The sequence below is a fragment of the Microcoleus sp. Pol1C5 genome (assembly GCF_036701115.1).
Classification (GTDB): domain Bacteria; phylum Cyanobacteriota; class Cyanobacteriia; order Cyanobacteriales; family Microcoleaceae; genus Microcoleus.
This window is the reverse complement of the sequence record NZ_JAUBQE010000106.1, coordinates 1-9,061: the sequence shown is the minus strand read 5'-3', so window position 1 is coordinate 9,061 and position 9,061 is coordinate 1. Positions and strand designations below refer to the sequence as shown.

The window sequence follows — 9,061 nt, the reverse complement described above, 5'->3', positions numbered from 1 at the left end:
CAACCTCAACAACAATCAAATCAAGGACATTAAACCGCTAGCATCCTTGACTAAACTGACCGCTCTTTACCTCAGCAAAAATTTGAGCGCACCCAAGACTTGTCCTCTCCAGCCAGAGTCTATCTGTAATTGGTAACAATAACCCAGCTCTTAAAACTTGAGAGTTCAGAAAATTAGAGTATCCCCAACTAGAACAAGGTTTTGGAGCGAGTGGGAAATTACCCTATCCCCGCCTAAAGCTCCCCAGCGGGATTTTTACGACTGGCCGCCACAGTCTTCTTCGTAGTCACAATTAAAAAAATCGGCCATCGGAAAAATAGCCGCCTGCCCGTCCGGCTGAGGACACCAAAGATTCGTGTGTCACGCGCTTGATACTACTGGGCATTCTTGCTAGACTAAATCAAACGCTTGACACAAGGGATTCATTTGTTATGCCTAACCCTAAAGGACACGAAGATTCAATCAAAGATTCCCGCTTCAAAGCTGCTTGGCAGAGCGGCCCAACTCGCACCATTCGAGTTCCGATTGCCCTGGCTGACGCTACTCTAGATTATGCCCGACAACTTGACAAAAAAATCGAACCGCGTGACACAGCCGATAGCCGTAGTGGTTCCGAAGTAGACAAAAAACAGTCTCAATTGCCTGATACAAGCGGTTTAGTTGATGAAATAAAGCGATTAAAGGGTGAATGTAAGCGACTTCAAAATTTAGTGAGTGACATGAGGATTGAGCTGTACCATACTCGACGCGCTGAAATTGAGCTACCAGAGGCTGCTGACTTGTTAAACAGGCTGAAAGCCAAGCGTAAGAAATCAGCGGCAACACTCGCAGACATTGAGGCAATTTTGGAGATGATTGAAGAGTAATATCATTTCCGGTTACACCGGAATGATGTTGACGGTTGACAGTTGAGAGTTGACGCCGTGAACAGTCAACTCTCAACCGTCAACCGTCAACAGTGAACTCGAATTTACTATTCCGATGCTAGCGGATTTGATATAAACCCCAAAAAGGAATTAAAAATCTATACCCCGGTTCATCCCGGAGATGTGCTGAGATAATTTCTATGGCCTTATGCCACAAAAACTTAAAACCTTATCAGGGCTTGAAACTCCTTCATTACTTACTGCATTACTGCAAACCGTCGCAAAAAACCTAAAGCCCTATCAGGGATTGAAACCAAGCACACTTGATTCCGTTTGATTCGTTTTGATTCGGTTTTTTTTGACTAAAAAGACCAGCGGAGACTCTGTTAGCGGTCGCCGAAGGCGATCGCCTGCTGCGACAAATAGGGGTTCTGTTTCCATAAAGCAGGGTTAAAATACTCTTTCTATCGTCCAAAAAATGGGTCGTTAGAAGATGTTTTATAGAGCAACTGGTTGTAAACGGGAACAGTATCTGCAAAAATTTCGAGTCTAATCGTGTTTCGGTCACCCCTTTGAAATGTGACAAGGTATAAAGTCTCTCCTATCTCTTCACTGAATGGATATTGTGGTCGATCTACAGTTCCTCTTACTTCATCTCCTGTAGCCTCAATCTTTTTGCCGTTAACTTGATTGATCCCTTTTAGAACACAAACTCCGGGTTCCCAATAAGAAAGCTTAATTGTCCATTCCTTTGAGGCGAATACTCCCGTTGAAAGTGGACAATTGTTGGTTTCTTTATCGCCCATTACCGAGAGTTTGCAAGGTTGAGCTTGTGCTAGATTAACAGGCTGTGACAAAGCGATAATCAATGGAATAAACATAGAGTTTTAGATGAAATTATTAGAGAAGTATATACGATAAATATGGATAGTTTAGATCGAGCAGTTTTGGGCTGTCTTTTCCTCAACGCCTTCAACTTAGATCGCATCAGATCGCCCGCTAAGTTATCAGATACAGACCGCTGGAATCGTTTGGTTTGGCGTGTAAATATTTAGAAGTCGTGGCAACCGACGCATGGCCCAAACTTTGGGATACCAAGTGAATGGGTGCTCCCCGGTTGAGAGCGTGGGAAGCGTGACAATGCCGCAACCAGTGAGCGCTAGCCTTCTCAGAAATTCCCGCGCGTTTAGCAGCTTCCTTGACCAAGTGCGTCACCGAACCCCTGTGCAAGCGGCCGCCGTTGGTAGCTTTGCGACTCCTGAAGATGGGTTCAGAATTTCCGGCATCCCCTCTGCTGTTCAAAATTGCCCGATACAGAGACGCGGGAAGTAGCACCACGCGACTTTTGTCGCCCTTGCCATAAATCAAGAGTTGCCCGTTTTCACCGTTGGGGGTCAAATCCTCCCAATTCAAGTCGCACAATTCCGAAGCCCGGAGTCCAGCGTAGTAAAAGGTTTTGAGGACAAGCTTGTTCCGATCGCACGGCTCCAAAGCAATCATCATCATCACTTCGATCTCAGAGAGGATTTTCTGCGAGAGTGTATCCTTCGGTTTTGGCGTAGTCAAGGCAGTCGCTGCATTAACTGGAATCAGACCAGTGCGATGAGCGAAAGATAGTAGACTTTTCACAACAGATATATAGGTGCGACGGGAGGAAGGAGACAACTCCTTTCCTTCCAACGTATCAGAGAAGCTCTGAAAATCTTGGAGAGTCAGCCACTGAAGGGGTTTATCAATAGTGGCCAGTAACTCTGTTGCAACGCGACGGTAGAGATCCGCCGTATTTTTCGACTTGCCGTGAACCCACAAATCAATTATTTGGGCATTAGAAGTGCCGGGAGCGATGACTTGTGGAGCCGGTGGATTGGAAGCTGCGAGAGTCATTTTGGGCATTCTTCAATACTACATTAGCGTTGTTATGTCATATTCAAACATTCTAAAATGCCCCATCTCAGGGCTGGGGTGTGGTCACGGCGTCTAAGCTACGAACTTCAGCATCTTAAGTAGTGCGCTCGGCTGTCGTTTGATTTTCGGATTCAAGGACAATCGCCAGAATCGTTTCGCCGGCTTTGGGATTTAACTGTCGTGCCACAACCGCCGCGTGGTACTGAAAATGCCCGCTGATAATCTTGTATCCGTTACTGTCGCGAATTACTACCGGGGGAATGATGAAGCCGCCAATCGCCAAACTAAACTCGCCAGCAATTTCTAGTTCGTTGCGATCTTCGTTACAGGCCACCACATTAGATACTATGCGCTTGACAGCAACCAATGTCAGCGTTAGTTTTTTGGGTGCTGCGATCGGCTCCACACGGTTGCTGCCATTGTCTCCTCTGTTGGGCAGCTCGTCGTCAGTTCCGATGGCGGCGGTCGCGATTGATGCGGTTGTTGCAGTTTTAGTGGTTGAGAGTTTTGCAGGTGCGATCGAAGTTTCTTCGGTTGCGTGGATGTGGGCGATCAGTCTTTCGATTTCGGTGACGGGAGGGGCAACAACTTTTTCGGTTTTCGCTTGGACGATCGCCTCGTGGCACGATACTTTGTCTGTCCAGTGTCCGCGAACTACATCGGCGGCAGTCTCCGACACTTGGCACACGTAGCGGTTATCTTCAATGTGGCGGGCAAATGGGCAGACGGCACAAGTCAGTGCTACGGGAGAAGTTGGGCTGGGGCTCGTGCTGGCAGTCGTTTGTACTAGAATCGTGTCAGTCCTACCTTTTGGGCTAATTCCACCGCCCCCTGTGTCCAAACTTCGGGCGGTGGTTTGTTGTGTCTTACGTTATATCTTACAGATTGGCAGGTTGTAAGACTCACGTCAAAGTAGTAAGACTAATTGTCTGAAACTTTGTCTAACTAATGTAAGATAATGTAAGACAGCATGAGGTTATTGGTTTTAGACTTTAGCTAGGGGAGTAATTTTTGGGTTATGTGGTGGCGGCCCGCACATTAGACTGTGTGACGATCGCCTTTAACCTCGCTGCTAAGTTTGCTTTGGTTCCGCGCGCATCCGTACCTTTCAACTTGGCAAGCGTCCGCAAGAGGGGGAAGGGCATTTCTTTAAGGGCTTGCTCAATATCCTTTGGTGGTGAGGATTCTGACTCGATCGGTATAGGGGGTTTCGGTGCGTGTGTAGCTTCAACGTCAATCACTGCATCGGTTTTATGTGCCCAGGGAGTATATGGTGCAGGTGGTTTCGGTGCGATGTGGTTCGGCGGGTTCCGGCGTGACCGATTCCAAGATGCCGATCGCTTAGCAGCCAAATTTAACTACCAACGCATCTTGGAAAATTTCAACGTGCGACGGATCGACGGGGCGCATCATCATCGACGCCGTGTCAACTTAGGAGAGTGCGCTCTGGCAAGCTGGTTCGACTGACAGCAGTTACTACTGATGTTCTTGTAGTTCGCTGAGCTTGGCTTGTAGGGTGGCAATTTGAGGGTTAGTGTTGTCGATTTCTGAAGCGATTTGGTTGAACTTGGCGACAAGTAGGTTGATCATGATTTTTTCTTGTGGTGTGTGGCGTCTGGACTTGTCTTACTTGTTTGTATTACATCATAAGAATAGGTAAGACCGAGGGTAAAGGGTAGTAAGACGAGTTTGTCAGGTTTGTAAGACGTATAAAATACTCGTAAGACTATCTTGTGCTTATACGTGTTACCAAACATCAAGTAGTGTCTTAATCTTGAGTAAGACACTATAAGACATTGGTAAAATGTATGACAGAAAAAAAGTCCGTTACTTTCCGCTGTGACGCGGATTTACTGGAAGCAATCGACAGCCTAGGCCTAGAACGCTATCCCGCAAAAACTCCACACGGGTACGATCGCTCTAAAATTTTGATGGAAGTTTTGCGACTAAATATCGAAGCGCTGTCCGATGGCTCTGTTGTCTTACCCACACCCGCTAACGTAGGACAACAAGCCTCTAACGTAAGACTACACTTGTCTGACAGCCGGTTAGACGAGCGTATTACAGAAATGCTTACCCGAAAAACTGAACCAATTTTGGCAGAGCTAGCTGCCATTAAGGTATCGCAGACAGAGGCAATCGAGCGAGCGAAAGCAGAATTGAGGACTGAACTGCTGGGGGAGTTAGCAGTTCAGTCCGATCGTACCGATGACGAGCCTCTCAGGCAGCAATTAAACTCGATGCCGACAGAGAATCACCAGGACTACAACCAACTTTTAGAATCTAGTTCTGCAACGATCGATAATCAACGCAAGGCGGTGGCACTATTGCAATCCCGCCTTAGAGAAGAACGTGAAGAACGGGAGAAGCTTGAAGCGCAAGTCTCCGAACTTCAACAAAATCCAGCACTAGCAATCGACCTACCGGAGCCAGGGGACTTGCTCAATAAATTGAAAGCCTTGCACCCAAAATCGAAAGCTACTTTAGGTGATGTTAAGGTGCTGGTTGAGATAATTGAAGAGTCCTGAGACGACACATCCACGGACATTAGGAATCTATACCCCGGTTAATATCGGGGTTTTTCTGGGTTCGCTTATCGGATCGCCCTATCGCCAGAGTTAATTCAAACACTGAACGAATATTCTGCATCTCTTGAGTATCTTGAGCGGTGTTTGTTGAAGAGGCTTTATGGATTTACCTCGGTTATCTCCACCGACACCTGGAATCAGACGCCCAAAAGCAATTTCAACACCAAGAAGCGCTAGCAGTATAAACTCCCAGCGCTTCTTTTTGTTATAGAATCAATTTAACCTTTGTCGTGAGTCCGCCAAGATTACACGACAGCTTGCAGCGGAAAACAATAATTGGCCTCCTCTGGAGAGTGCCAACTACCTACCCTTACTAATTAGTCGGCCTCCTAAAAAGAGTGCCGGCTACCCTTATCATGCCACACCTTGTAATAAAAATAAAGCGCCATTTTAGCGTTGCTTTGCCGATTAATGCTGTCGGTAACGGTTCGATCGCAGGTTCCCCGAATTCTGACACTACCCATAGCTTTCATAGCTTCAAAAAGTCTTCAAACAAGGGCTGTAACTCAATTTCACCATATTCTCCGCCAAATACGACAACTAACCGGGAATTTTCTGCTGTTGGTTTTGAAGCTGCGATTGGAGGTGCGGTGTAATGGTTGGACAATTACCTCAAGTATCACTGAAGACTTCTCCCCTGCACCAGGCAGAATGGGTTAAAGGCTCGGGCGTCAGTGAGGCGCTCACCGGATTAAACGTTCAATCCCTCCCAGAACGCACAATTATCGGCAGTCGGCTCGGATGGAAAAAGTATCTTGACAAGAATCCCCTCGGTTGGTGGGTGTCCGGGCTTGACTTAAGCACAATGAAGCTTCAAAGCTTCGGACAGTTCAAGCCCGATCAACCTGTTGTGTTGTCAGCAGAGGATGAGGACGGCGCAAAATATATCACTGCAAAAGGAGAATATGATGCGATCGCACTTCAGCACACAGAGAAAGATTTTTGGCAGCGGGTTTTAGATGACCCGTCTATTCCAGTCCCCACAACAGAAGGCACAAAAAAAGCAGGGGCGCTTATGACCTGCGGATATGCCTCCCTCGCAATTTGTGGCGTAGAAATGGGACTGAGAAAGGGTAAGCTCGTTCGCAACTTAGCAGCCGTAGCAGTGCAAGGGCGGCCGATACCGTTAGTCTTTGATATGGATATCCTGCAAAAAAAAGAAGTGCAGCTCGCTTTGAAAAAGTTGGCTACAGTTCTTGTACAGCGAGGCTGTATCGTAACGGTTGCAATGTGGAATCCTGAACTGGGTGTAAAAATAGACGACGTGAAGGTAAACCACGGCCCGGAGATGGTGAAAAAGATTATGGCTGATGCAATCCCTTACTCTCAATGGCTCAAAAATCTAGAAGCTCAAATGGGAGAGTCTCGTAAAAACAAGAGCAATAAGAAGGCTAGCTCCAAACCCCCTAGTGCGCGTAAAATCGCTGCTGAAATAGCCGAACAGTACGCCTCAAGCTGGAAATTTGATGACGAGCAAAAGACGTGGCGGATATGGAACGGCAAGTGCTGGCAAAAGACGGGGATTGGAGCATTTACCAGCTTGGTAAAGACTACGCTAGACGCGAAAAACATAGACTACGCAGGGATTGAGTACATCGAAAACACTCGAAAACTACTTGAATGCGATCTGCGCCAGGTTCGCTGGCAGACATGGGACAAAACCCGATACATCAGCTTCAACAACTGCGTTTTTGACGGGGTGGAATTTAAAACCCTGCCGCACTCACCGGGGATGGGTTTCACATCGAACCTACCCTACGATTACACGCCTCTGCAAGGCAATATAAGCGACCCTCTAGAAGCCTTAAGAGTGAACTGCCCAAAGATCAACAATTTCATGCAGATGGCAATGCAAGAGGATTACCGGAAAGTCTACAAGCTAGTAGCCATAGTCAACGCGCTAATTAAGTTCCGCTTTCACTCATTGCAAATGTTTGTCCACTTGGTCGGTGCGCCTGGTGCCGGCAAAGGTACGCTTGCCCGGCTCTTGGAAAAAGTAGTGGGTCGAGAAAATTTCAAAGGTTGCCAGTTAGACCGTCTCAGTGATGGCTCAACAAGGGCATCTGTTGTTGACAAACAGTTGGTAGTGTTCGCTGATGAGCGCAAACCAGCGGGGATTGATAGCATTCTCAGTTTTACAGGTGGTGATGCTGTCAGTTACCGCGAGCTTCATACCCCCGCTGCTGACGCATTCTTCCACGGGCTATTTCTTATTTGCTCCAACAAACCCATCTTTGTAGGGGACACGACGGGACTGGAACGCCGCCTCTGCCTAGTTGACTTCCCGAAACCGATTCCTCTCGAAAGGCACGATAACTCCATAGAAACTGAGTTCGAGTCTGAAATACCCGCGCTCATCGCAATAGCACTCTCTTTACCAGACACTGCCGTAACTCAATCAATCCGAGGTATCGGAACCGAAAGAATTGCCGACTTCAAAGCTAAGGAATGGGAAATGAAGGTCGAATCTAATTCCGTTGCTGCCTTCCTTGACATGAATTTAGTGCTTGAGCCAACAACTTCGACCTTTACCGGAAAACTCTACGACGCATACAAGGAATTTTGCGAATATGGCGGCTTTAAGGCGCTCAGTATAGTCAAATTCCCAAAATACCTCGATACCCTTCTGGCTGACGAGGGTTTGGCCGCTAGATGGGTAAAAGGTCGGATGTCAACTTTTGAAGGCTTGCGCTTGCGAGGCGATGCTGACCAACAACCAACTCATTCGCAGGTTTTATCTGGTGTTGCGGTAGTTGATGCACCAGTTAGCGGTAGTTGCGCGGTAGTTGATGCGGTAGTTGAATCCTTATCCTGTAAGGATCAGCGGGAGTTGCGGGAGTTAGAGGGTAATATTTCAAGGGCAAATGATTTTTTACCAGACGAAGACGAAACAGATCGCTACTCTTCTATAGAAATAGATAACCCCCCTCAACTACCGCCAATTACCGCTGATGCTTTGCCAGTAAGGGATACAACTACCGCACTAACCCCCGCTAAACTACCGCAGTCTCCCCTCTCAACTCCTGCAAACGTTGGAGCGAACCACAAAGAGTTCAAGAAAGGCGATCGGGTGCTAATCGTCGAACCTCGTAACATTCATGAGGGCCAGCACGGTGAGGTGCTTTATGTCGGGTATGGCAGTCGTGAAACTGACTACTTGATTAGGCTTGATAAAAAGTCTCACAACTTGACCGAAGTAACTGTCCAAGTTCCGAAGGGTTCCAAAGATGCGTTCCTGATGAGGGAACCCAAGGTTTAGCGGTTCCGGGTGTTAAGTCAGGGTAAGAATCTATCCTGACCGAGCCGTGCTGGTTTCGAGTCCTAAATGGAGAAATACCATAAGGCCGCTAAAGCTGTAGCGATTTCCACCCCTAGGCTGGAAAATATAACAAAGCTGGCTCTCGTACCATCCAAGCAACGCATTAAACCACCGAAACTACTTATGACAATTGGCAAGCTTGAACTCATCATCAAAATTAACGAACTTCCGAATAATGTAGAGACTAACAAAGACAACTGGAAAACCTTTGAGCTTGACTGCGACGGTCGGGTAGTGTCCGTTACTGTTAAGCCAAAAATATGGAAGAAGCTTGAGGATGCTGCTGCCAACTATCCCATGTGGGTAGCTGCTATCGGCGGCAAGATGGGTGAATCAACCTCTAACGGCTTTGTGCTATCAGACCCAAATATCCAAGTTTTTGA

9 protein-coding genes and 2 pseudogenes are annotated in these 9,061 nt (G+C 47.2%); 6 read left to right on the top strand and 5 right to left on the bottom strand.

The features are described 5' to 3' along the window. Together QUA23_RS30235 and QUA23_RS30230 are read left to right on the top strand one after the other, a co-directional pair. Positions 1-136, top strand: a 136-nt coding sequence (locus tag QUA23_RS30235) for a leucine-rich repeat domain-containing protein (RefSeq protein WP_333093962.1), incomplete at its 5' end; no start/stop codon positions are given. 295 nt (positions 137-431) lie between these two features. Then, on the top strand, positions 432-866 hold the full coding sequence (locus tag QUA23_RS30230) for a hypothetical protein (RefSeq protein ID WP_333078913.1): 435 nt from the start codon (positions 432-434) through the stop codon (positions 864-866). A gap of 464 nt (positions 867-1,330) precedes the next feature. Here the strand turns inward: QUA23_RS30230 and QUA23_RS30225 are convergent, their stop codons facing one another. The 5 genes and pseudogenes from QUA23_RS30225 to QUA23_RS30205 form a co-directional block, all read right to left on the bottom strand. Further along, positions 1,331-1,747 (bottom strand): hypothetical protein, encoded by a 417-nt coding sequence (locus QUA23_RS30225; RefSeq protein WP_333078912.1) that lies wholly within the window; start codon positions 1,745-1,747, stop codon positions 1,331-1,333. Positions 1,748-1,907: 160 nt separating this feature from the next. Then, positions 1,908-2,495, bottom strand: a pseudogene (locus tag QUA23_RS30220) (tyrosine-type recombinase/integrase); the annotation flags it as partial. Continuing rightward, a pseudogene (locus QUA23_RS30215) lies at positions 2,475-2,750 on the bottom strand (site-specific integrase); the annotation flags it as partial. The pseudogenes QUA23_RS30215 and QUA23_RS30220, both read right to left, overlap by 21 nt. Before the next feature lie 115 nt (positions 2,751-2,865). Then, on the bottom strand, positions 2,866-3,612 hold the full coding sequence (locus QUA23_RS30210) for a hypothetical protein (RefSeq protein ID WP_333078911.1): 747 nt from the start codon (positions 3,610-3,612) through the stop codon (positions 2,866-2,868). A 175-nt stretch (positions 3,613-3,787) separates the two neighbouring features. After that, positions 3,788-4,123, bottom strand: coding sequence for a hypothetical protein (locus QUA23_RS30205; RefSeq protein WP_333078910.1), 336 nt, complete (start codon positions 4,121-4,123; stop codon positions 3,788-3,790). 456 nt (positions 4,124-4,579) lie between these two features. Between QUA23_RS30205 and QUA23_RS30200 the strand changes: the two genes are divergently transcribed. The 4 genes from QUA23_RS30200 to QUA23_RS30185 all read left to right on the top strand — a co-directional run. Further along, the gene (locus QUA23_RS30200) at positions 4,580-5,299 is read left to right on the top strand and encodes a hypothetical protein (protein ID WP_333078909.1); all 720 of its coding nucleotides are present in this window, start codon (positions 4,580-4,582) and stop codon (positions 5,297-5,299) included. 416 nt (positions 5,300-5,715) lie between these two features. After that, entirely contained in the window at positions 5,716-5,955 is a 240-nt protein-coding gene (locus QUA23_RS30195; protein ID WP_333110678.1) for a hypothetical protein, read from the top strand. Further along, a complete protein-coding gene (locus QUA23_RS30190) occupies positions 5,955-8,618 on the top strand; it encodes a DUF3854 domain-containing protein (RefSeq protein ID WP_333078908.1) in 2,664 nt (887 codons plus the stop codon). Before QUA23_RS30195 ends, QUA23_RS30190 begins: the two co-directional genes overlap by 1 nt. A 183-nt stretch (positions 8,619-8,801) precedes the next feature. Then, positions 8,802-9,061, top strand: a 260-nt coding sequence (locus QUA23_RS30185) for a hypothetical protein (RefSeq protein ID WP_333110677.1), incomplete at its 3' end; no start/stop codon positions are given.